Here is a 22,707-nt window from a genome sequence, read left to right as displayed (position 1 = left end):
GTCGCTAGAGTTCGGCAGTCTTTTTGCTCGCTCGACTCAATAATCAATACAAATGGGAGTGTCTTGTGGAAATTGCCTGTCTGGATCTTGAAGGTGTATTGGTCCCGGAAATCTGGATCGCCTTCGCCGAAAAAACCGGGATCGAATCCCTCAGGGCCACCACCCGGGACATTCCCGACTACGACGTGCTGATGAAGCAGCGCCTGCGGATTCTCGACGAGCACGGCCTGAAGCTCTCCGACATTCAGGAAGTGATCGCCACGCTCAAGCCGCTGGGCGGCGCCATCGAGTTCGTCGACTGGCTGCGCGAGCGTTTCCAGGTGGTGATCCTGTCGGACACCTTCTATGAATTTTCCCAGCCGCTGATGCGCCAACTGGGCTTCCCGACCTTGCTCTGCCATCGCCTGATTACTGACGACAGCGGGCGAGTCACTGACTATCAACTGCGTCAGAAAGATCCAAAACGTCAGTCGGTTCTGGCCTTCAAGAGCCTCTACTACCGGGTGATTGCGGCGGGGGATTCCTACAACGACACCACGATGCTGGGCGAAGCCGATGCGGGGATTCTGTTCCATGCACCGGACAACGTGATTGCGCAGTTCCCGCAGTTCCCGGCGGTGCATACGTTTGAGGCGTTGAAGCAGGAGTTCATCAAGGCTTCGAATCGGACGTTGAGCCTGTAACTCGATCCCCTGTGGCGAGGGGGCTTGCCCCCGTTCGGCTGCGCAGCAGTCGCCAACCGGTACACGTGTTCTATCTGGGGATGCGCGGTCTTAGGTATTGGGGTCGCTTCGCGACCCAACGGGGGCAAGCCCCCTCGCCACAAAAGTACTGCGTTACAGACTTTGCAAAGTATCGAGCAGCACCTTCACCTTGGTGATCGATTCCTGATACTCAGCCTGCCACTCCGAGTCCGCGACAATCCCGCCACCGCCCCAGCAACACACCTGCCCGTCCTTGACCAGCAAACTGCGGATGGCGATGGAGCTGTCCATCTCGCCGCGCACATCGAGATACAACAACGAACCGCAATACAGTCCGCGTCGGGTCGGCTCCAGTTCGTCGATGATCTGCATGGCGCGAATCTTTGGCGCGCCGGTAATCGAGCCGCCGGGGAAGCTGCCGGCGATCAGGTCCAGGGCGTCGCGCTCATTCGCCAGTTCACCGGTGACGCTGCTCACCAGGTGGTGCACGTTCGGATAACTTTCCAGGCTGAACAATTCCGGGACCCGTACTGAACCGGTGCGGCAGGTGCGACCGAGGTCATTGCGCAGCAGGTCGACAATCATCAGGTTTTCCGCGCGGTCCTTCGGGCTGGCCAGCAATTCGGCGGCGTTCGCGGCGTCTTGCTCCGGCGTCAGGCCCCGCGGGCGGGTGCCCTTGATCGGGCGGGTTTCCACATGGCCCTGGCTGACTTTGACGAAGCGTTCCGGCGACAGGCTGAGTACGGCATCGCCATCAGGCAAGCTCTGGAAACCGGAAAAAGGCGTCGGGCACGCAGCGCGCAGCGCGCAGTAAGCGGCCCACGAATCACCCTGGCAGGGTGCGCGAAACCGTTGGGCGAAATTGACCTGGTAACAGTCACCGGCCTGAATGTACTGCTGGATGCGCTCGATGGCCTGTTGATACTCATCGGCGCTCAAGTCGGCGGTCATCGGGGTGAGCAGCTTGAAGGGCGCGACCACTTCCGCTGCAGGCTGGCTGAACAGCTCGATCAGGCGCTGACGCTCGATGTCGGGCAGGGTCGGGTGGAACACCAATTGACTGGTCAGTGAAAGGTGATCGCTGATCAATGCCCAGCCGTACAAACCGAAACGCGCGTCGGGCAGATGCAGGTCGTCACGGGCCTGGCTCGGCAGGCGCTCCAGATGTCGGCCGAAGTCGTAACTCAGGTAGCCGATCAATCCACCGGCAAACGGCAATTCATACGGTGCTGGCAGAGTGGCTTCACCCAGGCGTGTCAGGTTATCGCGCAGGCGTTGCAGGAAAGCGTCGCCACTTTCGTCGGGCGATACCGTCAGTTGTTCCAATGGCCAGGCGCTGAGCAGGTCATAGCGACCGCGGTCGGCGCTGGGGCGGCCACTGTCGAGCAGCACGGCACCGGGAGCATGGCGAATCGCCGCGAAATATTCGGCGGGGTTGGCGCGATAGGGCAGCGAGTGTACGGAGCAGGTCAACATGGGCGGGGGAAGTCAGCCATCGAGGCGGGGTGGCGATTGTAGTCCCCTCGGGGAGTTGCTCCTAGAGGGGATGTCGGGGATTGGCAGATTGGATACGGCGAGTGAGATTTTTGTGGCGAGGGGGCTTGCCCCCGTTCGGCGGCGCAGCCGTCGCAAGCCCGGCTGACTCGGTCTATCTGATAAACCAGAGGGCTGCTACGCACCCCAACGGGGGCAAGCCCCCTCGCCACAGGAATCAGCCCTCGACCGCAGGAATATGCCCAAACATCTCCTGCACAAACGCAACGCGCTCTTCGACCGATTCAGTCACGCCACGAGCCTTGAGGTCTTCCAGGCGCGCCTCGACCGCATGAGTACGCAACGTCAGGCCGCAATCGTTGGCAATCTGGATATTCAGCCCCGGCCGGGCGTTGAGCTCCAGAATCAGCGGGCCTTTTTCCTGGTCCAGGACCATGTCGACACCGATGTAGCCCAAGCCGCACAACTCATAACAGCCGGCGGCGAGTTTCATGAAACCGTCCCAGTAGGGCAGTTGCACGCCATCCACCGCGTTCGTGGTGTCCGGGTGTTTGTTGATGATGTTGTTCAGCCAGGTGCCGCGCAGGGTCAGGCCGGTGGCCAGGTCCACGCCGACACCGATGGCGCCCTGGTGCAGGTTGGCCTTGCCGTTGGACTGGCGCGTCGGCAGGCGCAACATGGCCATCACCGGGTAGCCCATCAACACAATGATGCGAATGTCCGGCACGCCTTCATAGCTGATGCTCTTGAAGATCTGGTCCGGAATCACGCGGTACTCGATCAGCGCCCGGTCGCGGTGTCCGCCGAGGGAATACAGGCCGGTCAGGATGCTGGAAATCTGGTGCTCGATTTCTTCATGGCTGATGATCCGGCCGGACACCGTGCGATAACGCCCTTCAAAGCGGTCGGCAATGACCAGGATGCCATCACCGCCAGCGCCCTGGGCCGGTTTGATCACGAAGTCGCTGCGCCCGCCGATGATCTCTTCGAGATTGTCGATTTCCTTCTCGGTGGAGATCACGCCATACAGCTCGGGCACATGGATGCCGGCGGCGATGGCGCGTTCCTTGGTGATGATCTTGTCATCGACGATCGGGTACAGGCTGCGCTTGTTGTACTTGAGCACGTAGTCTGCGTTGCGCCGATTGATCCCCATGATGCCCCGGGCTTCCAGGGCCTTCCAGGTCTTCCAGAAGCCGAACATCAGGCGTCAGCCTTTTTCAGGAAGGCCTTGAAGCGCACCAGTTCGGTCAGGCGGTAACCGCGATAACGACCCATGGCCAGCATGAAGCCCACCAGGATCAGCAGGATCGCCGGGAAAGTGAACACGAAGTACACCAGTTCCGGCACGGTCATGATCAGGTGCGCCAGGGACGCGGCGAACAGCGTACCGATGGCCACTTTCATGGCATGGCCACCGCCGCGCTCTTCCCAGGTGATCGACAGGCGTTCGATGGTCATGGTCAGGATCACCATCGGGAACAGCGCCACCGACAAGCCGCGTTCCAGGCCGAGTTTATGGCTGAACAGGCTGATCGCTGCAATCAGCACCACCACGAACGTCAGCACCACCGACAGCCTCGGCAGCATTTGCAGTTTCAGGTGTTCAAGGTAGGAGCGCAGCGACAGGCCCAGCGCCGTGATGATGGTGAACAGCATGATGCCGAAGCCGAGCTGGGTTTCGCGGAAGGCCAGGGCGATCAGCACCGGGGTGAAGGTGCCCAGGGTCTGGATGCCGATCAGGTTGCGCAGGATCAGGATCACCAGCACGCCGATCGGGATCATCACCATGATCATGAAGGTCTGCTGGGTTTGCAGCGGCAGGCCGTACAGCGAGTACTCGAGGAAGTTGGCGTCGGTGTTTTCGTCGGTCAGCTTGGCCAGGCGAATAGCGTTCATTTCGCTGTTGTTCAGGCTGAAGGTCACGTTGGCTTTCTTGCCGCCATCGACGGTGATCAGGTTTTCGTCGCCGGTCCACCACAGCAGGCGGTCGGTCGGCAGGCCCTGTTCACCGGTTTCCGGGTTGAAGTACATCCAGTCGGTGCCATTGAAGCTGCGCAGCCACAGTTCCGGCACTTGCGGCTGGTCGGCCACCAGGCGGATGGTGTGGACCTTCTCGATCGGCACATGGGCGATGGACAGCAGCAACTCGACGATTTTCGCCTTGTGCGCCGCGGTAGGATCACCGGCCAGCAGCAGTTTCACGTTGTCGTCGTTGAGGTTGTTGACCCGCTTGATGGCTTCGCCGACGAAGGTCTCGACGTCGGCCGAGTGTTGGCGAATCGGTGCGAGCAGAGCTTCGGCGGCGATTTTTTCCGGGCCCTCGATGGTCATGCTGTCGCGAAAGGTCGGGCCTTTGATCTTGGCCTTCTCGCCGGAATAACGCTTGGTCAGCACCAGGCGGTAATACAGCGTCTGGTTGCCTTTGGCCCGGCGTGCCGACCAGGTGACCTTGCGGTTGCCGTCGACCCGGTTCACGGCCACGCCGTAGTTATTGGAGATGAAGCTCTCGTTGAGGCTGACGAAGTCGCGGCTCAGCGGTGGCACGAACATCTGGATCTTGACCGGGTCCTTGGCACTGGCGACGAACTCGACCTTGGCGTCGATGTTCCACAGGTCGTCGGTGGCGTCTTCGGTCACCGGGATGCCCAGCACGAAGATCTGATAGGCCGTAACTGAAATGCCCAGCACCACCAGGATGGCGATCAGCAGTTTCAGGTGAAGGGTAAGAGAGCGCATTGAAATTACTCGGCGGTATGAGCGTCGGTGGTGCAGGCGGGTTTGCCGGCAGCATATTTAAGGCTGGGGTCAACCAGTGCATCGAAGCGCTTGAGTGCTTCGGAGCCAATCAGGAGCGGATATTGGAACGCGCTGCGGTCGGTCAGGTTCACTTCGATGCTGCGCAGGGCCGAGCCCATGCAGATGTCCAGTTCTATCACCGGACGGGCGGTGTACTTCTTGCCTTCCTCCGGGTCGTAGTCGCCGGCCCGGCGCTTGATCTTGCTGACACGGGCCAGCGGGCGTTCGATCGGGTGCGAATGGGCGGCGTCGATGGCCAGGTAAAAGCGTACCCACGACTCGCCGTTGCGTTTGAAACGTTTGATGTCCCGGGCACTCAGGGACGCGGTTTTCGCCCCGGTGTCGAGTTTGGCCGCCACTTCCAGATCGATGCCATTGAGCGATGCGTACTCATTGAGGCCATACACGGTCTTTTCCCCGGCGATTGCGAAGCCGGGCAGGCAAAGGAAATAAAGGAAGGTGGGGAAGGGCTTGAGTCTCATAAATCCTGGTGCGCAGCGGTCCGACTTGATTCAAGGCCCTGGCATCGCTGCGCAAGCTCCCTCGTATGCCTATCAGGGTTTTATGACAGGCAGTGCAGATGTGACAAACAAATGCGGGCGGCATTCTAGCACGGTGGATTGATGGCGCCAGCGCTGGCCCGTGGCTATAAATAGAAGGGTTGCTTCGTTATGGTGCAACCGGTTATCAGAAGATTGTCGACAATATCCATTTATCCTTTGACTGCCGCGCCTGTATTCGTTAGTTTTTACGGCATTGGCTTACAAGGTGTCGACAATATGCTGGATCAACTCGATCCCCCGGTTTCTACGCAAGACGATACGGAGACGCTTTCCGAGAACGTCTTCCGACGCATTCAGGCGGCTATCGTCAAGGGCGATATCGCGCCGGGCAGCAAAATCTCCGAACCGGAACTGGCGCGCACCTACGGCATCAGCCGTGGCCCGTTGCGCGAGGCCATCCACCGTCTGGAAGGCCAGCGCCTGCTGGTTCGCGTACCGCATGTCGGCGCACGGGTGGTGTCGCTCAATCATGCCGAACTGATTGAGCTATACGAAATCCGCGAATCCCTGGAAGGCATGGCCTGTCGCCTGGCTGCCGAGCGCATGAGCCTCGAAGAAATCGACGAACTGCGTCGGGTCCTGGAAACCCACGAGCGCGACGAGGCGTTTCAGGCCGGCCGGGGCTACTACCAGCAGGAAGGCGATTTCGACTTCCATTACCGAATCATCCAGGGCAGCGGCAACCGTACGCTGACCCAGATGCTCTGCGGCGAGCTGTATCAACTGGTGCGCATGTACCGCATCCAGTTTTCCTCCACGCCCAATCGCCCGCACCAGGCGTTTGCCGAGCACCACCGAATTCTCGATGCCATCGCCGACCGTGACGGTGAACTGGCCGAGTTGTTGATGCGCCGTCACATCGGCGCCTCCAAACGCAACATCGCCCGTCATTACCAGGACGGCGCCAACCCGACAGCCAAACGAGGTGAGTCATGAGTTTGAACAAGAGCACTCCAGGCCAGCGTTTCCGCGATGCGGTCGCCAGCGAGCATCCATTGCAAGTGGTCGGCGCAATCAACGCCAACCATGCGCTGCTGGCCAAGCGCGCCGGTTTCAAGGCGATCTACCTGTCGGGTGGCGGGGTGGCTGCCGGCTCCCTCGGCGTGCCGGACCTGGGCATCACCGGCCTGGATGACGTGCTGACCGACGTGCGCCGTATCACCGACGTTTGCGACCTGCCGCTGCTGGTGGACGTGGACACCGGTTTCGGTTCCTCGGCGTTCAACGTCGCTCGCACCGTCAAATCGATGATCAAGTTTGGCGCGGCCGCGATTCACATCGAAGACCAGGTCGGCGCCAAGCGCTGCGGTCACCGTCCTAACAAGGAAATCGTGACCCAGCAGGAAATGATCGACCGCATCAAAGCGGCCGTCGATGCCCGTACCGATGACAGCTTCGTGATCATGGCCCGTACCGACGCCTTGGCGGTGGAAGGCCTGGAGTCTGCCCTGGATCGCGCTGCCGCGTGCATCGAGGCCGGCGCCGACATGGTGTTCCCGGAAGCCATCACCGAGCTTGAAATGTACAAGCTGTTCGCCAGCCGTGTGAAAGCGCCGATCCTGGCCAACATCACCGAGTTCGGCGCGACGCCGCTGTACACCACCGAGCAACTGGCTGCTGTCGACGTATCCCTGGTGCTGTACCCGCTGTCGGCCTTCCGCGCCATGAACAAGGCTGCGGAAAACGTCTACACCGCGATCCGTCGCGATGGCACGCAACAAAACGTCATCGACACCATGCAGACCCGCATGGAGCTTTACGATCGCATCGACTACCACACCTTCGAGCAGAAGCTTGATGCGTTGTTCGCCGCGAAAAAGTAAGTCGAATAACTCCCTAATAAATTCAAGAAACTGGAGGCAGAAATGGCCGAAGCAAAAGTACTCAGTGGCGCCGGGCTCCGTGGCCAGGTAGCCGGGCAAACCGCACTGTCCACCGTGGGCCAGTCGGGTGCCGGTCTGACCTATCGTGGTTATGACGTTCGTGAACTGGCGGCTGACGCGCAGTTTGAAGAAGTTGCCTACCTGCTGCTGTACGGCGAACTGCCGAGCAAGGCGCAACTGAATGCCTACATCACCAAACTGAGCAAGCTGCGCGACCTGCCGCAAGCGCTGAAGGAAGTGCTGGAACGCATCCCCGCCGACGCCCACCCGATGGACGTGATGCGCACTGGCTGCTCGTTCCTGGGCAACCTGGAGCCGGAGAACAACTTCTCCGAGCAGCACGACAAGACCGACCGCCTGCTGGCTGCGTTTCCGGCGATCATGACCTACTGGTATCGCTTCAGCCACGAAGGCAAGCGCATCGATTGCGTGAGCGACGAGCAGTCCATCGGTGGCCACTTCCTGCACCTGCTGCACGGCAAGAAGCCGAGCGAGTTGCACGTCAAGGTGATGAACGTTTCGCTGATCCTCTATGCGGAGCACGAATTCAACGCGTCGACCTTCACCGCACGTGTTTGCGCATCGACCCTGTCCGACCTGTATTCGTGCATCACCGCGGCCATCGGCTCGCTGCGCGGCCCGCTGCACGGCGGCGCCAACGAAGCGGCGATGGAAATGATCGAGCGTTTCTCGTCGCCGGAAGATGCGATCAAGGGCACCCTCGGCATGCTCGAGCGCAAAGACAAGATCATGGGCTTCGGCCACGCGATCTATAAGGACAACGATCCGCGCAACGAAGTGATCAAGGGCTGGTCGAAAAAACTCGCTGACGAAGTGGGCGACAAGGTGTTGTTCCCGGTGTCCGAAGCCATCGACAAGACCATGTGGGAGCAGAAGAAACTGTTCCCGAACGCCGACTTCTACCATGCCTCGGCGTACCACTTCATGGGCATCCCGACCAAGTTGTTCACACCGATCTTCGTCTGCTCGCGCCTGACCGGCTGGGCCGCCCACGTGTACGAACAACGTGCCAACAACCGCATCATCCGTCCAAGCGCCGAGTACACCGGCGTTGAACAGCGCAAGTTCGTACCAATCGAACAACGCTGAATGGTGGAGGTCGGTACCGGGATCTGAAATCAACGCAGATCCCTGTGGGAGCGAGCTTGCTCGCGATGACGGGCTGACATTCAACTTCAATGTCGGCAGTTACATCGCTATCGCGAGCAAGCTCGCTCCCACAGTGGATTGTGTTCACTTCAAACCTGGTGCCAGGCCCCGCCTTTTGTAACTACCGTGACCGAGTCCTGACGATGAACACACAATTCCGTAAATCGCTGCCTGGCAGCCACCTGGATTACTTCGATGTCCGCGCAGCGGTCGAGGCGATCCAGCCTGGCGCCTACGACACCCTGCCGTACACCTCCCGTGTGCTGGCGGAAAACCTTGTGCGTCGCTGCGACCCGGCCACGCTCACCGAATCCCTGAAGCAATTCATCGAACGCAAGCGCGACCTCGACTTCCCGTGGTTCCCGGCTCGCGTGGTGTGCCACGACATTCTCGGCCAGACCGCGCTGGTCGACCTCGCCGGCCTGCGTGACGCCATCGCCCTGCAAGGCGGTGACCCTGCACAAGTCAACCCGGTGGTGCCGACCCAACTGATCGTCGACCACTCCCTGGCCGTCGAGCGCGGTGGCTTCGATCCGCAGGCGTTCGAGAAGAACCGCGCCATCGAAGACCGTCGCAACGAAGACCGTTTCCACTTCATCAACTGGACCAAGAAGGCGTTCAAGAACGTCGACGTGATCCCGCCGGGCAACGGCATCATGCACCAGATCAACCTGGAGAAAATGTCTCCGGTGATCCAGGTGCGTGACGGCGTGGCGTTCCCTGATACCTGCGTCGGCACCGACAGCCACACCCCGCACGTCGATGCGTTGGGCGTGATCGCCATCGGCGTCGGTGGTCTCGAAGCCGAAAGCGTGATGCTCGGCCGCGCATCGTGGATGCGTCTGCCGGAAAGCGTTGGTGTCGAACTGACTGGCAAGCTGCAACCGGGCATCACCGCCACCGACATGGTGCTGGCGCTGACCGAATTCCTGCGCAAGCAAAAAGTCGTTGGCGCGTGGCTGGAGTTCTTCGGCGAAGGCGCCTCCGCGCTGACCCTGGGCGACCGCGCGACCATCTCCAACATGGCCCCGGAATACGGTGCCACCGCTGCGATGTTCTACATCGACCAGCAGACCATCGACTACCTCAAACTCACCGGCCGTGAAGATGAGCAAGTGCAGTTGGTGGAGAACTACGCCAAGCAGACCGGCCTGTGGGCTGACAGCCTCAAAGGCGCGCAATACGAGCGCGGCCTGACCTTCGACCTGTCCTCGGTCGTGCGCAACATGGCAGGCCCGAGCAACCCGCATGCCCGTGTCGCGGTTTCTGATCTCGCAGCCAAAGGCATCTCCGGCCAATGGGATGATGTACCAGGTCAAATGCCGGACGGAGCGGTGATCATCGCCGCCATCACCAGTTGCACCAACACCAGCAACCCGCGCAACGTGATCGCCGCCGGTCTGCTGGCGCGCAACGCCAACAAGCTCGGCCTGACCCGCAAGCCATGGGTCAAATCGTCCCTGGCACCGGGTTCGAAAACAGTCGCGCTGTACCTCGACGAAGCCGGCCTCACCGAAGAGCTGGACAAGCTCGGTTTCGGCATCGTGGCCTTCGCCTGCACCACTTGCAACGGCATGTCCGGCGCATTGGACCCGGTGATCCAGCAAGAGATCATCGACCGCGACCTGTACGCCACTGCCGTGTTGTCCGGCAATCGCAACTTCGACGGCCGGATCCACCCGTACGCCAAGCAGGCGTTCCTCGCGTCGCCGCCATTGGTCGTTGCTTACGCCATCGCCGGTACCATCCGTTTCGACATCGAAAAAGATGTGCTGGGCGTGGTGGATGGCAAGGAAATCCGCCTGAAAGACATCTGGCCGAGCGACGAAGAAATCGACGCAGTGGTGAAAGCCTCGGTCAAGCCTGAGCAGTTCCGTCAGGTCTACATCCCGATGTTCGCCATCCACGAAGACACCGGCCCGAAAGTCGCGCCGCTGTACGAGTGGCGCGAGATGAGCACCTACATCCGCCGTCCGCCGTACTGGGAAGGCGCGTTGGCCGGCGCCCGTCCGCTCAAGGGCATGCGCCCGCTGGCGGTACTGCCGGACAACATCACCACCGATCACCTGTCGCCATCCAACGCGATCATGCTCGACAGCGCCGCTGGCGAATACCTGGCGAAAATGGGCCTGCCGGAAGAGGACTTCAACTCTTACGCGACTCATAGGGGCGACCATTTGACCGCGCAACGCGCGACGTTTGCCAACCCGAAACTGTTCAACGAAATGGTCCAGGAAAACGGCAAGGTCAAGCAGGGTTCGCTGGCCCGTGTCGAGCCGGAAGGCAAAGTGATGCGCATGTGGGAAGCCATCGAAACCTACATGGGTCGCAAGCAGCCGCTGATCATCATTGCCGGTGCCGACTACGGTCAGGGTTCGTCCCGCGACTGGGCAGCGAAAGGCGTGCGTCTGGCTGGTGTCGAAGCGATTGCCGCCGAAGGCTTCGAGCGCATTCACCGTACCAACCTGGTGGGCATGGGCGTGTTGCCGCTGGAGTTCAAACCGGGCACCAACCGCCATACCCTTGCCATCGACGGCAGCGAAACCTACGACGTAATCGGTGAGCGCACCCCGCGTGCCGAGCTGACCCTGGTGATCCATCGCAAGAACGGCGAACGCGTCGATGTGCCGGTGACCTGCCGCCTCGACACCGCCGAAGAAGTGTCGATCTACGAGGCCGGCGGCGTGTTGCAACGCTTCGCCCAGGACTTCCTCGAAGAGTCGGCGGTCGCCGTCTAACACACGCTTTGCAGACACGGGACTTTGAGTCCCGTGTCTGTTTTCAAGGTTAGGAGTAAGAGCAACATGGCTCACGCAGCTCAGATCAAGATTCCAGCAACCTACATGCGCGGCGGCACCAGCAAGGGCGTGTTCTTCAGCCTCAAGGATTTGCCTGAAGCGGCCCAGGTTCCCGGCCCGGCCCGCGATGCTTTGCTGCTGCGCGTGATCGGCAGCCCGGACCCGTACGACAAACAGATCGACGGCATGGGCGGCGCAACCTCCAGCACCAGCAAAACCGTGATCCTGTCGAAAAGCATCAAGGCGGCCGACCACGATGTCGATTACCTGTTCGGTCAGGTGTCCATCGACAAGCCCTTCGTGGACTGGAGCGGCAACTGCGGCAACCTGTCCGCGGCGGTCGGTTCGTTCGCCGTCAGCAATGGCCTGGTGGACGCCAGCCGCATCCCGCACAACGGTGTGGCGGTGGTTCGCGTGTGGCAGGCCAACATCGGCAAGACCATCATCGCCCATGTGCCGATCACCAATGGTGAAGTACAGGAAACCGGTGATTTCGAACTCGACGGCGTGACCTTTCCGGCGGCCGAAGTGCAGATCGAGTTCCTCGATCCGGCAGCGGACGAGGAGGGTGGCGGCGGTTCGATGTTCCCTACCGGCAACCTCGTGGACGACCTGGAAGTGCCCGGTGTCGGTACCTTCAAGGCGACCATGATCAATGCCGGTATCCCGACAATTTTTATCAATGCTGAAGACATCGGCTACAAAGGCACCGAGTTGCAGGGTGCGATCAACGGCGATCCGAAAGCCTTGCTGATGTTCGAAACCATCCGCGCCTACGGCGCATTGCGCATGGGCCTGATTTCCAACATTGACGAAGCGGCCAAGCGGCAACACACGCCGAAAGTGGCCTTCGTCGCCAAACCGGCGGACTACGTTTCGTCCAGTGGCAAAGCCATTGCGGCGGGCGATGTCGACCTGCTGGTGCGTGCACTGTCCATGGGCAAGTTGCACCACGCAATGATGGGTACTGCTGCGGTGGCAATCGGTACGGCGGCAGCGATCACCGGCACATTGGTGAACCTCGCTGCAGGCGGTATCGAACGCAACGCGGTGCGCTTCGGGCACCCGTCCGGTACCTTGCGCGTCGGCGCCGAGGCCAGTCAGGTCAACGGCGAGTGGACTGTGAACAAGGCGATCATGAGCCGCAGTGCGCGGGTGTTGATGGAAGGTTTTGTGCGGGTGCCGGGGGATTCGTTCTGACGCGCATCTGAATTCACCACAAACCCTGTGGGAGCGAGCTTGCTCGCGAAAGCGCCAGGTCAGACGCCGCAGAACTATTTGAACCGCCGCTCCACACCTTTCTCCACGAGAATCTTCGCGGAGATTTCTTCCACGGAAAAATGCGTGGAGTTGATGTTCGGGATGTTTTCGCGGCGGAACAGGTTTTCCACCTCGCGCACTTCGAACTCGCACTGGGCGTAGCTCGAATAGCGGCTGTTGGGCTTGCGCTCGTTGCGAATCGCCGTGAGACGGTCCGGGTCGATGGTCAGGCCGAACAGCTTGTGCTGGTGGGCGCGCAGGGCGGACGGCAGTTGCAGGCGTTCCATGTCGTCTTCGGTCAGCGGGTAGTTGGCCGCACGGATACCGAATTGCATCGCCATGTACAGGCACGTCGGCGTCTTACCACATCGCGACACGCCCACTAGTATCAGGTCGGCCTTGTCGTAATAGTGCGTGCGGGCGCCGTCGTCGTTGTCGAGGGCGAAGTTAACGGCCTCGATGCGCTCCATGTAATTGGTGTTGGCACCGATGGAGTGGGACTTGCCCACGGTGTAGGAAGAATGCTCGGTCAGTTCCTGTTCAAGCGGTGCCAGGAACGTCGAGAAAATGTCGATCATGAAACCATTCGAGGTTGCGAGAATCTCACGAATGTCCTGATTGACGATGGTGTCGAAGATTATCGGACGGAAGCCGTCGGTTTCGGCGGCTTTGTTGATTTGTTGTACCATGGCCCGCGCTTTGTCCACGTTGTCGATGTATGGCCGCGTGACCTTGCTGAAGGTAATGTTTTCGAACTGCGCCAGAAGGCTTTGACCCAGGGTTTCGGCGGTAATGCCGGTACCATCGGAGATAAAGAAAGCAGATCGTTTCATTTGCACCTTGGGCCTTAAGCTAGTAACGAATCTTGGATATGATAGGCGCGATTTGCCGGCCGCCATTGGCCCGCATTCTCACTTATTTTCCAGGTCCAGGCCATATAGCCGGTAAATGCTCACTTAAGCAGCCGGTTTCTGAGCTTTTCCAACACAGTTAGTGGAGAGATCACCTTGGTAGAGTACGTAGTTTCCCTCGACAAGCTCGGCAAAGACGACGTTGAGCACGTGGGGGGCAAGAACGCATCCCTGGGCGAGATGATCAGCAACCTTGCAGGTGCCGGTGTATCGGTGCCCGGTGGCTTCGCCACGACCGCTCAGGCGTATCGTGATTTCCTGGAACTGAGCGGCCTGAATCAGCAGATTCACGACGCGCTCGATGCCCTCGACGTCGATGACGTGAATGCCCTGGCCAAGACCGGTGCCAAGATCCGCCAATGGATCATGGAAGCCGAGTTCCCTGAAAAACTGAATGCCGAAATCCGTACCGCGTTCGCCACGCTGTCCGCCGGCAACCCTGACGTGGCCGTGGCCGTGCGTTCTTCCGCTACCGCCGAAGACTTGCCGGACGCTTCCTTCGCCGGCCAGCAGGAAACCTTCCTGAATATCCGTGGTGTCGAAAACGTCATTCGCGCCGCCAAAGAGGTGTTCGCCTCGCTGTTCAACGACCGTGCCATTTCCTATCGCGTGCACCAGGGCTTCGACCACAAACTGGTCGCCCTGTCCGCTGGCGTGCAGCGCATGGTCCGTTCCGAAACCGGCACCGCCGGTGTGATGTTCACCCTCGATACCGAATCGGGCTTCCGTGACGTGGTGTTCATCACCGGCGCCTACGGCCTGGGTGAAACCGTCGTACAAGGCGCGGTGAACCCGGACGAATTCTACGTTCACAAGGGCACCCTGGCTGCCGGCCGTCCGGCCATTCTGCGTCGCAACCTGGGCAGCAAGGCCATCAAGATGATCTACGGCGACGAGGCCAAGGCCGGTCGTTCGGTCAAGACCGTCGACGTGGACAAGGCTGAGCGCGCACGTTTCTGCCTGACCGACGCTGAAGTCAGCGAACTGGCCAAGCAGGCGATGATCATCGAGAAGCACTACAAGTGCCCGATGGACATCGAGTGGGCCAAGGACGGTGACGACGGCAAGCTGTACATCGTGCAGGCCCGTCCGGAAACCGTGAAGAGCCGCACCCAGGCCAACGTCATGGAACGTTACCTGCTGAAGGAAACCGGCACCGTGCTGGTGGAAGGACGTGCCATTGGCCAGCGCATCGGCGCCGGCAAGGTCCGGATCATCAAGGACGTGTCCGAGATGGACAAGGTCCAGCCAGGCGACGTACTGGTTTCCGACATGACCGACCCGGACTGGGAACCAGTCATGAAGCGCGCCAGCGCGATCGTTACCAACCGTGGCGGCCGTACTTGCCACGCGGCGATCATCGCCCGTGAGCTGGGTATTCCAGCGGTAGTAGGTTGCGGCAACGCCACCCAGTTGTTGAAAGACGGTCAGGGCGTGACCGTTTCCTGCGCTGAAGGCGACACCGGTTTCATCTTCGAAGGCGAACTGGGCTTCGACATCAAGAAGAACTCCGTGGACGCCATGCCGGATCTGCCGTTCAAGATCATGATGAACGTCGGTAACCCGGACCGCGCCTTCGACTTCGCGCAACTGCCGAACGCTGGTGTGGGTCTGGCCCGCCTGGAGTTCATCATCAACCGCATGATCGGCGTGCACCCCAAGGCACTGCTGAACTACGACGGTCTGCCGCTGGACATCAAGGAAAGCGTCGACAAGCGCATCGCCGGCTACAACGATCCGGTCGGTTTCTACGTCGAGAAGCTGGTCGAAGGCATCAGCACCCTGGCGGCTGCGTTCTGGCCGAAAAAGGTCATCGTGCGCCTGTCGGACTTCAAGTCCAACGAATACGCCAACCTGATCGGCGGCAAGCTGTACGAGCCGGAAGAAGAGAACCCGATGCTGGGCTTCCGCGGTGCTTCGCGCTACATCAGCGAATCGTTCCGTGACTGCTTCGAACTCGAGTGCCGCGCTCTGAAGCGTGTGCGCAACGAGATGGGCCTGACCAACGTCGAAATCATGGTGCCGTTCGTCCGTACCCTGGGCGAAGCGAGCCAGGTGGTGGATCTGCTGGCGGAAAACGGCCTGGCTCGTGGCCAGAACGGCCTGCGCGTGATCATGATGTGCGAACTGCCTTCCAACGCGATCCTGGCTGAAGAGTTCCTCGAGTTCTTCGACGGTTTCTCCATCGGCTCCAACGACCTGACCCAGCTGACCCTGGGCCTGGACCGTGACTCCGGCATCATTGCGCACCTGTTCGACGAGCGTAATCCGGCGGTGAAGAAGCTGCTGGCCAATGCCATTGCCGCTTGCAACAAGGCCGGCAAATACATCGGCATCTGCGGTCAGGGTCCTTCGGACCACCCGGACCTGGCCAAGTGGCTGATGGAGCAGGGCATTGAAAGCGTGTCGTTGAACCCGGACTCCGTGCTGGAAACCTGGTTCTTCCTGGCGGAAGGTCAAGCTTCGGCCTGATCCGGTGTAAACGGGCCGCTCTTTCTGAAGGAGCGAGCCTGCTCGCGATGGACGTCAACGATAACGCGTTTATCCTGGATAAACGTGGTGTCCTGAAGTTCTTCGCGAGCAGGGCTCGCTCCCACAGGGAGCGGTCTTTTTGAGATTCAAGCAGGGCGGGCTCCATCTGGATGCCGCCCTTTTTTGTGCAAGAGATTATGCAAAGCAGCAGCAACCTATTTCCTGTCGCTCTGATCAGCGCCGAACGGCGTGGCGATCTGAGCGAAGATGTCTATCGTTTGAAACCCGGTAACAGCCCCGACTTCACTGTCGAACTGGCTGTGACACGCCTTGGCATGGCCGATGAGTCGTCCTCCCGTGGCGTGCCGGTGATCCTGCTGCACGGCAGCTTTTCCAATCGCCGGTTCTGGTTTTCCCCCAAGGGCCTGGGCTTGGGTGCTTACCTGGCCCGCCTGGGGTTCGACGTCTGGATTCCGGAAATGCGCGGTCACGGCCTGTCCCAGCGTAACCACGACTACCGCAAGAACCGTGTTGCCGACTACGCACGCTATGACCTGCCGGCCATCGGCGCATTCGTGCGCGAACAGAGCGGGCAGGTGCCGCACTGGATCGGTCATTCGCTGGGCGGTACTACACTGGCAGCAGCATTGGGTGGCGAGTACATCGGTGAGCCGGTGGTGGCTTCGGCGGCGTTTTTCGGTACACAAGTCAGCCGCACCTACTGGCCATTGAAGATTCCACCGGTGGAGTGGAGCGGTCGCTTCATTCTCAAGCGTTTTGCCCAGTTGTCCGGCTCAAGGCTCAAGCGCGGTCCGGAGGACGAGCCCATCGGCCTGGCCCTGGAAAGCATGCGCTGGTTTGGCTTGTTCGGGCGCTTCGGCGATGCCGACAAGGACTGGTGGGCAGGCTTGGCTGAGGTCAAGTTGCCCGTATTGGCGGTCAGTGCTGCAGGTGATCATCAGGATCCGGCCTGGGCGTGTCGCAAACTGTTCGAGCAGTTCGGTTCCGAGCACAAGCAATTCATCAACCTGGGTCGCGAGCAGGGCTTCGGCGATAATTTCGGTCACGTGGAAATGCTTGTCAGCAAGGCAGCCCAGGCTGAAGTCTGGCCGTTGGTAACGCGCTGGTTGGCCGATCAGCAGACACCTTTGCCGGGCGCGCAACAGGATTTGGCCGCTGCAATCTGAGCCTGATGCTCTAACAAGGGCATTTCGCTCCGGTCGGCTTGCGGCTAAGATATGACGCATTGAGCTGTTCTGGTCACTTTGCGTGACTGAGCCATCACCGATGTTCGTGCTGTCTTCCTCTTCACAGGAGTTTCTCGATGATCCATTACCTCACGCCTGACCTGTGCGATGCCTATCCGGAACTGGTGCAGGTGCTGGAACCGATGTTCAGCAATTTCGGCGGCCGTGATTCCTTTGGTGGCGAAATCGTGACCATCAAGTGCTTCGAAGACAACTCGCGGGTCAAGGAGCAAGTCGAGCTCAAGGGGAATGGCAAAGTGCTGGTGGTAGACGGTGGCGGTTCCCTGCGTCATGCGTTGCTGGGTGACATGCTGGCCGAGAAAGCCACGAAAAACGGTTGGGAAGGGCTGGTGATCTACGGTTGCATCCGTGACGTCGATATCATCGCACAGACCGATCTGGGCGTTCAGGCCCTCGCCAGCCACCCGAGGAAATCCGACAGGCGCGGGCTCGGCGATCTCAACGTTGCCGTGACCTTCGCCGGCGTGACATTCCACCCGGGCCATTTCATCTATGCGGACAACAACGGCGTGATCATCTCGCCCAGCCCGCTGAAAATGCCTGAATAAAGCGCGGGTCGACCAAAGGAGTGCGGATGTTCGAGGAAGAAAACGCGCAATGGGGGCTGGTACATGCCCTGGTGCTGGACGGTAAAGGCGGCGCGCGTTCGATAGCCCGGACTGAACTCGATGCCTTGCAGCTGCAGGCCCATGAAAGCCTGTGGTTGCACTGGGATCGCAGTCATCCGCAAACCCGGACCTGGCTGCGCAAATCCAGCGGTCTGAGTGAATTCAGCTGTGACCTGTTACTCGAAGAAAACACCCGTCCGCGACTTTTACAGCTTTCAGACAGCGAACTGCTGCTATTTTTGCGCGGGGTGAATCTGAACCCGGGTGCCGAGCCGGAAGACATGGTGTCGGTGCGGATCTTCGGCTCTGCCCAGCGTGTCATTTCCCTGCGTTTGCGTCCGTTGCGTGCCACTGACGAGTTGCTGGTGCAACTGTCCGAGGGCAAGGGACCGAAAACTGCCTCCGAACTCATCCTTTGCATGGCGCAGTACCTCACCAACAAGGTGCAGGATCTGGTCAGCTGTCTCTCGGAAGTGGTCGATGAGGAAGAAGAAAAACTGGATGCCGACGAACGGTATACTCCTGAGCACGGGTCGGTTTTGCAGATTCGTCGCCGGGCGGCTGCGTTGAAGCGCTTTCTTGCTCCGCAGCGGGACATTTTCGGGCAGTTGACGCGAATCAAGTTGCCCTGGTTCGTCGAGGACGATGGCGATTACTGGAACGAATTGAACAACAGCCTGACCCGTTACCTCGAAGAGCTGGAATTGACCCGGGAACGGGTGGGGCTGGTCCTGGAGGCTGAAGACCGTCGCTTGAGCGTGCGCATGAACCGCACGATGTATCGCTTCGGGATCATCACCGGGATATTTTTGCCGATGAGTTTTCTGACCGGGCTTTTGGGGATCAACGTCGGTGGAATTCCATTCTCTGCCAGCCCTTACGGCTTTCTGATCGCCTGCCTGATGATGGTCTCGGTGGCGCTGGGGCAGTGGTGGTTGTTCCGACGTTTGCGCTGGGTCTGAGGGAAACCATGTGACCCGACCAGAACTGACCGCGTCTCCCACAGACATCACGAGAGGTGCGTATGCACGATCCGTTTGAACAGTCTTTGCGCGACATGCTCAACGCCTCACCGTCCACCCGGGACGACGATGCGTGCCTGGGGCGTGTGTTGAAAACCGCCAACCGCCAGGTCGGCGCCGGTGATCTGTTCAGCCTGCTGGGGCGCTGGTTGCCCGCACTGATGATCGCCCTGAATAACGGATCGGCCCATGTCGCGCCGGTATCCCGTCTTCGTAAACCTACTGCTCGCACTGCTGATAAGGCTGATTGAATATGGAACTTGATCTCTGGACTCAGAGCCTCGTCACTGCAATGACTGCGTTGTGGACCAAGGTTGCGAACTTCATTCCGAACCTGTTCGGCGCACTGGTCGTGCTGCTGTTGGGTTTTGTCGTGGCCAAGCTGCTCGACACCCTGCTGTCCAAATTGCTCGCCAAATTGGGCCTTGACCGCTTGATGGGGGGCACCGGCCTGACCAAATTGCTGTCCCGCGCCGGGTTGCAAGTGCCTATTTCGACCCTGATCGGCAAGATCGTCTATTGGTTCGTTCTGCTTATTTTTCTGGTTTCTGCAGCAGAATCCCTTGGCCTTGAGCGAGTTTCAGCTACGCTGGACATGCTTGCGTTGTATCTGCCGAAGGTATTCGGCGCGGCGCTGGTGTTGCTGGTAGGTGTCTTGCTGGCGCAACTGGCCAACGGTCTGGTGCGCGGAGCAGCAGAAGGCGTGGGTCTGGACTATGCTTCAGGGCTTGGACGAATTGCCCAGGGCCTGGTGATCATCATCAGTATTTCGGTCGCGATCAGCCAGCTGGAGGTCAAGACTGACCTGCTGAACCATGTGATCGTGATTGTGTTGATAACCGTTGGTCTGGCGGTAGCGCTGGCCATGGGGTTGGGAAGCCGGGAAATTGCCGGCCAGATTCTTGCGGGAATCTACGTGCGTGAGCTGTACCAGGTTGGGCAACAAGTGCGTGTTGGCGAGGTCGAAGGCCAGATCGAAGAGATCGGCACGGTTAAAACCACATTGCTGACCGATGAGGGTGAGCTAGTCTCTCTTTCCAATCGGATCCTCCTTGAGCAGCATGTGAGTAGCCGCTAACCCGGCAAACCCTGCTAATGTATGCCGCCGCAAAATGCCTGCTCACGCTGGCTGCGGCGGACATTGACCTGACTGTCGGCCCGACTTGTTTTGAATAAAGCCCAATCGTTATCCATGCGCTACGACCCCCGCGAGCTCTCTGATGAGGAGTTGGTCGCGCGCTCGCATACCGAGCTGTTTCACGTAACACGCGCTTATGAAGAACTGATGCGGCGTTACCAGCGAACATTATTTAACGTGTGCGCACGTTATCTCGGGAACGATCGCGACGCAGACGATGTCTGTCAGGAGGTCATGTTGAAGGTGCTGTATGGCCTGAAGAACTTCGAAGGTAAATCGAAGTTCAAGACATGGCTATATAGCATCACGTACAACGAGTGCATCACACAGTATCGAAAGGAACGGCGAAAGCGTCGCTTGATGGACGCATTGAGTCTTGACCCCCTCGAGGAAGCGTCCGAAGAAAAGACGCCGAAACCTGAGGAAAAAGGTGGACTTGATCGCTGGTTGGTGTATGTGAACCCGATTGACCGGGAAATTCTGGTGCTACGATTTGTCGCAGAGCTGGAGTTTCAGGAGATCGCAGACATCATGCACATGGGTTTGAGTGCAACAAAAATGCGGTACAAACGCGCTCTAGATAAATTGCGTGAGAAATTTGCAGGCATTGCTGAAACTTAGTTCAGCGCAAATATCTCTTACGTGTAGGCAAGTTCTGTTAGACTTGCCGCCGAGTTGTCCCCCGGTTTGCGGGACTGCTTCACAATCACCAGATGGGGATTTAACGGATGAAACTGAAAAACACCTTGGGCTTGGCCATTGGTACTCTTATTGCCGCTACTTCGTTCGGCGCATTGGCACAAGGCCAAGGCGCAGTTGAAGGCGAGCTCAACTACGGGAAGAAGTACAACGACAGCGTTAAGAACGTTGAAGACGGCTACACTCCTGGCGCCTCCATCGGTTACTTCTTGACCGACGACGTATCGTTGAACTTGACCTACAACAATGACGACCACACCCGTTCGAACAACGGTACTGGTAATCAGAAAATCGAAGGCGACCAGTTCGGTCTGAACGCTCAGTACCACTTCAACAACGCTGGCGACGCTCTGCGTCCTTACGTTCAAGGTGGTGTTAAGCACGGCAGCATGACCAACGTAGCCGCTGACGGCCACACCGGTCGTGACCAGTCGACTTTCCTGACTGCAGGCGCTGGCCTGAAGTACTACTTCCTGGAAAACGTCTACGCTCGTGCTGGCGTAGAAGCTGACTACAAGCTGGACAACGGCAAGTGGGACTACATCCCGTCCGTAGGTCTGGGTGTTAACTTCGGTGGCGGCAACAAGCCTGTCGCTGCAGCTCCAGCTCCAGAAGTTTGCTCCGACAGCGACAACGATGGCGTTTGCGACAACGTTGACAAGTGCCCGGACACCCCAGCCAACGTAACTGTTGACGCTGATGGCTGCCCAGCTGTTGCTGAAGTCGTTCGTGTAGAGCTGGACGTGAAGTTCGACTTCGACAAGTCGGTAGTCAAGCCAAACAGCTACGGCGACATCAAGAACCTGGCTGACTTCATGAAGCAGTACCCATCCACCACCACTACTGTTGAAGGTCACACTGACTCCGTCGGTCCTGACGCTTACAACCAGAAACTGTCCGAGCGTCGTGCAAGCGCCGTTAAACAAGTTCTGACCAACCAGTACGGTGTTGAGTCGTCCCGCGTTCAGTCCGTTGGCTACGGCGAATCCCGCCCAGTTGCTGACAACAAAACTGAAGCTGGTCGCGCTGTTAACCGTCGCGTAGAAGCGCAGGTTGAAGCTCACGCTAAGTAATTAGCTCGCAGCTCTGAGAAAAGCCCGGCTCAGGCCGGGCTTTTCTTTGTCTGCGATTTGCTGAAACAGGTGAAACTAGGCTGACTGATCCGCCGCCATCACAGGCATCTCACGCTCCCACAGGGATTGAGTTGCGCAAGCCGCCACTGCACCGATCACCAGTATGGCAGGGCTTTTCAGCTGAAATCTGCAGGCAGCTTCATCCATGTCTGTGAGAGTGCTCCGACATTCCCGCTGATGGGGCAAGGAAGCGTTTTCAATCATGGCCACGGGCGTATCCGCCCCCATGCCGCCGGCCAATAGCTGCTCACGGATTTCACCGAGCTTGGCCACTCCCATGTAGATCACCAGCGTCGTTCCGCCTTGGGCCAGTGCCTGCCAGTTCAATTGGCTGTCGTCCTGGGTGTGCGCGGTGACCAGCGTGACACCGCGGGCGACACCGCGCAAAGTCAGCGGAATATCGCATTGCGTTGCCCCCGCCAGCCCGGCAGTGATGCCGTTGACCAACTCGGCTTCAACCCCACGCTCACGCAACCACTGCGCCTCTTCTCCACCGCGACCGAAAATGCACGGATCTCCGCCCTTGAGCCGCGCCACGCATTTGCCCTGCCGGGCATAACGAAGCATCAGGCGATGGATGAACGCTTGCGGGGTGGAGCGACAACCGCCGCGCTTGCCCACCGGGATGACCCGCGCCCCAGGGCAATGCTCGAGTACCGCGACATTGACCAGATCATCGATCAACACCACATCTGCCTCGCGCAAGGCGCGTACCGCTTTCAACGTGAGCAACTCCGGATCACCCGGACCCGCACCTACCAGCCAGACTTTTGCACTCATAGTGT

Annotated in this window: 20 protein-coding genes; 14 read left to right on the top strand and 6 right to left on the bottom strand. The window is 59.6% G+C overall.

Translation table 11 applies throughout. The features are described from left to right. Nucleotides 1-65 precede the first annotated feature (65 nt). The gene (gene thrH / locus AABM52_RS21435) at nt 66-683 is read left to right on the top strand and encodes a bifunctional phosphoserine phosphatase/homoserine phosphotransferase ThrH (RefSeq protein WP_347907779.1); all 618 of its coding nucleotides are present in this window, start codon (nt 66-68) and stop codon (nt 681-683) included. A 153-nt stretch (nt 684-836) separates the two neighbouring features. On the opposite strand, the gene pabB is transcribed toward thrH, so the two are convergent. The 4 genes from pabB to AABM52_RS21415 all read right to left on the bottom strand — a co-directional run bounded on the left by pabB (nt 837) and on the right by AABM52_RS21415 (nt 5,479). Further along, nucleotides 837-2,180 (bottom strand): aminodeoxychorismate synthase component I, encoded by a 1,344-nt coding sequence (gene pabB, locus AABM52_RS21430; protein WP_347907777.1) that lies wholly within the window; start codon nt 2,178-2,180, stop codon nt 837-839. Nucleotides 2,181-2,415: 235 nt separating this feature from the next. Beyond that, nucleotides 2,416-3,402, bottom strand: a complete 987-nt coding sequence (locus AABM52_RS21425; protein WP_046042910.1) for an alpha-L-glutamate ligase-like protein — start codon at nt 3,400-3,402, stop codon at nt 2,416-2,418. Continuing rightward, complete coding sequence (locus tag AABM52_RS21420) at nt 3,402-4,937, bottom strand: inactive transglutaminase family protein (protein ID WP_347907775.1); 1,536 nt, start codon at nt 4,935-4,937, stop codon at nt 3,402-3,404. Before AABM52_RS21420 ends, AABM52_RS21425 begins: the two co-directional genes overlap by 1 nt. Nucleotides 4,938-4,942: 5 nt before the next feature. After that, the gene (locus AABM52_RS21415) at nt 4,943-5,479 is read right to left on the bottom strand and encodes an ATP-dependent zinc protease (RefSeq protein ID WP_223461380.1); all 537 of its coding nucleotides are present in this window, start codon (nt 5,477-5,479) and stop codon (nt 4,943-4,945) included. Between the two features lie 297 nt (nt 5,480-5,776). Between AABM52_RS21415 and AABM52_RS21410 the strand changes: the two genes are divergently transcribed. The 5 genes from AABM52_RS21410 (at nt 5,777) to prpF (ending at nt 12,611) form a co-directional block, all read left to right on the top strand. Further along, complete coding sequence (locus AABM52_RS21410; protein WP_347907773.1) at nt 5,777-6,496, top strand: GntR family transcriptional regulator; 720 nt, start codon at nt 5,777-5,779, stop codon at nt 6,494-6,496. Further along, nucleotides 6,493-7,383 carry a methylisocitrate lyase gene (prpB, locus tag AABM52_RS21405; RefSeq protein WP_347907772.1) on the top strand — a complete coding sequence of 297 codons (891 nt, stop codon included), beginning with the start codon at nt 6,493-6,495 and terminating at the stop codon, nt 7,381-7,383. The genes AABM52_RS21410 and prpB overlap by 4 nt, the downstream gene beginning before the upstream one ends. Before the next feature lie 42 nt (nt 7,384-7,425). Continuing rightward, on the top strand, nt 7,426-8,553 hold the full coding sequence (prpC, locus tag AABM52_RS21400) for a 2-methylcitrate synthase (protein ID WP_046042905.1): 1,128 nt from the start codon (nt 7,426-7,428) through the stop codon (nt 8,551-8,553). A 203-nt stretch (nt 8,554-8,756) separates the two neighbouring features. Continuing rightward, complete coding sequence (acnD, locus tag AABM52_RS21395; protein ID WP_347907771.1) at nt 8,757-11,351, top strand: Fe/S-dependent 2-methylisocitrate dehydratase AcnD; 2,595 nt, start codon at nt 8,757-8,759, stop codon at nt 11,349-11,351. Nucleotides 11,352-11,417: 66 nt separating this feature from the next. Beyond that, nucleotides 11,418-12,611 carry a 2-methylaconitate cis-trans isomerase PrpF gene (prpF, locus tag AABM52_RS21390; protein ID WP_347907769.1) on the top strand — a complete coding sequence of 398 codons (1,194 nt, stop codon included), beginning with the start codon at nt 11,418-11,420 and terminating at the stop codon, nt 12,609-12,611. Between the two features lie 74 nt (nt 12,612-12,685). Here prpF and AABM52_RS21385 read toward each other — a convergent pair whose 3' ends face one another. Further along, nucleotides 12,686-13,504, bottom strand: coding sequence for a pyruvate, water dikinase regulatory protein (locus AABM52_RS21385; protein WP_008048584.1), 819 nt, complete (start codon nt 13,502-13,504; stop codon nt 12,686-12,688). 228 nt (nt 13,505-13,732) lie between these two features. Here AABM52_RS21385 and ppsA point away from each other — a divergent pair, with 228 nt between their 5' ends. The 8 genes from ppsA (at nt 13,733) to AABM52_RS21345 (ending at nt 21,862) form a co-directional block, all read left to right on the top strand. Next, a complete protein-coding gene (ppsA, locus tag AABM52_RS21380; protein ID WP_347907767.1) occupies nt 13,733-16,054 on the top strand; it encodes a phosphoenolpyruvate synthase in 2,322 nt (773 codons plus the stop codon). Between the two features lie 197 nt (nt 16,055-16,251). Next, nucleotides 16,252-17,241 (top strand): alpha/beta fold hydrolase, encoded by a 990-nt coding sequence (locus AABM52_RS21375; protein ID WP_347907765.1) that lies wholly within the window; start codon nt 16,252-16,254, stop codon nt 17,239-17,241. 140 nt (nt 17,242-17,381) lie between these two features. After that, complete coding sequence (gene rraA / locus AABM52_RS21370; RefSeq protein WP_347912664.1) at nt 17,382-17,870, top strand: ribonuclease E activity regulator RraA; 489 nt, start codon at nt 17,382-17,384, stop codon at nt 17,868-17,870. A gap of 26 nt (nt 17,871-17,896) precedes the next feature. Continuing rightward, entirely contained in the window at nt 17,897-18,892 is a 996-nt protein-coding gene (locus tag AABM52_RS21365) for a zinc transporter ZntB (protein ID WP_347907763.1), read from the top strand. A 62-nt stretch (nt 18,893-18,954) separates the two neighbouring features. Next, a complete protein-coding gene (locus tag AABM52_RS21360) occupies nt 18,955-19,203 on the top strand; it encodes a hypothetical protein (protein WP_008017601.1) in 249 nt (82 codons plus the stop codon). Nucleotides 19,204-19,205: 2 nt separating this feature from the next. Further along, nucleotides 19,206-20,030, top strand: a complete 825-nt coding sequence (locus AABM52_RS21355; RefSeq protein ID WP_008048604.1) for a mechanosensitive ion channel domain-containing protein — start codon at nt 19,206-19,208, stop codon at nt 20,028-20,030. Between the two features lie 90 nt (nt 20,031-20,120). Continuing rightward, a complete protein-coding gene (gene sigX, locus AABM52_RS21350; protein WP_015096065.1) occupies nt 20,121-20,711 on the top strand; it encodes an RNA polymerase sigma factor SigX in 591 nt (196 codons plus the stop codon). Between the two features lie 107 nt (nt 20,712-20,818). Beyond that, the gene (locus AABM52_RS21345; RefSeq protein WP_347907761.1) at nt 20,819-21,862 is read left to right on the top strand and encodes an OmpA family protein; all 1,044 of its coding nucleotides are present in this window, start codon (nt 20,819-20,821) and stop codon (nt 21,860-21,862) included. A 75-nt stretch (nt 21,863-21,937) separates the two neighbouring features. Here the strand turns inward: AABM52_RS21345 and cobA are convergent, their stop codons facing one another. Beyond that, nucleotides 21,938-22,702, bottom strand: coding sequence for a uroporphyrinogen-III C-methyltransferase (gene cobA / locus AABM52_RS21340; protein WP_347907760.1), 765 nt, complete (start codon nt 22,700-22,702; stop codon nt 21,938-21,940). Between the last annotated feature and the right edge of the window lie 5 nt (nt 22,703-22,707).

This window comes from Pseudomonas grandcourensis, assembly GCF_039909015.1.
Classification (GTDB): Bacteria; Pseudomonadota; Gammaproteobacteria; order Pseudomonadales; family Pseudomonadaceae; genus Aquipseudomonas; species Aquipseudomonas grandcourensis.
Note: the sequence above shows the minus strand (reverse complement) of the source record. Positions and strands in the feature narration are given on the sequence as shown.

Coding starts and splice junctions, on each gene's coding strand:
- pabB (WP_347907777.1), bottom strand. CDS start 2,180: ATGTTGACCTGCTCCGTACACTCGCTGCCCTATCGCGCCAACCCCGCC.
- AABM52_RS21425 (WP_046042910.1), bottom strand. CDS start 3,402: ATGTTCGGCTTCTGGAAGACCTGGAAGGCCCTGGAAGCCCGGGGCATC.
- AABM52_RS21420 (WP_347907775.1), bottom strand. CDS start 4,937: ATGCGCTCTCTTACCCTTCACCTGAAACTGCTGATCGCCATCCTGGTG.
- AABM52_RS21415 (WP_223461380.1), bottom strand. CDS start 5,479: ATGAGACTCAAGCCCTTCCCCACCTTCCTTTATTTCCTTTGCCTGCCC.
- AABM52_RS21410 (WP_347907773.1), top strand. CDS start 5,777: ATGCTGGATCAACTCGATCCCCCGGTTTCTACGCAAGACGATACGGAG.
- prpB (WP_347907772.1), top strand. CDS start 6,493: ATGAGTTTGAACAAGAGCACTCCAGGCCAGCGTTTCCGCGATGCGGTC.
- prpC (WP_046042905.1), top strand. CDS start 7,426: ATGGCCGAAGCAAAAGTACTCAGTGGCGCCGGGCTCCGTGGCCAGGTA.
- acnD (WP_347907771.1), top strand. CDS start 8,757: ATGAACACACAATTCCGTAAATCGCTGCCTGGCAGCCACCTGGATTAC.
- prpF (WP_347907769.1), top strand. CDS start 11,418: ATGGCTCACGCAGCTCAGATCAAGATTCCAGCAACCTACATGCGCGGC.
- AABM52_RS21385 (WP_008048584.1), bottom strand. CDS start 13,504: ATGAAACGATCTGCTTTCTTTATCTCCGATGGTACCGGCATTACCGCC.
- AABM52_RS21375 (WP_347907765.1), top strand. CDS start 16,252: ATGCAAAGCAGCAGCAACCTATTTCCTGTCGCTCTGATCAGCGCCGAA.
- AABM52_RS21365 (WP_347907763.1), top strand. CDS start 17,897: ATGTTCGAGGAAGAAAACGCGCAATGGGGGCTGGTACATGCCCTGGTG.
- AABM52_RS21360 (WP_008017601.1), top strand. CDS start 18,955: ATGCACGATCCGTTTGAACAGTCTTTGCGCGACATGCTCAACGCCTCA.
- AABM52_RS21355 (WP_008048604.1), top strand. CDS start 19,206: ATGGAACTTGATCTCTGGACTCAGAGCCTCGTCACTGCAATGACTGCG.
- AABM52_RS21345 (WP_347907761.1), top strand. CDS start 20,819: ATGAAACTGAAAAACACCTTGGGCTTGGCCATTGGTACTCTTATTGCC.
- cobA (WP_347907760.1), bottom strand. CDS start 22,702: ATGAGTGCAAAAGTCTGGCTGGTAGGTGCGGGTCCGGGTGATCCGGAG.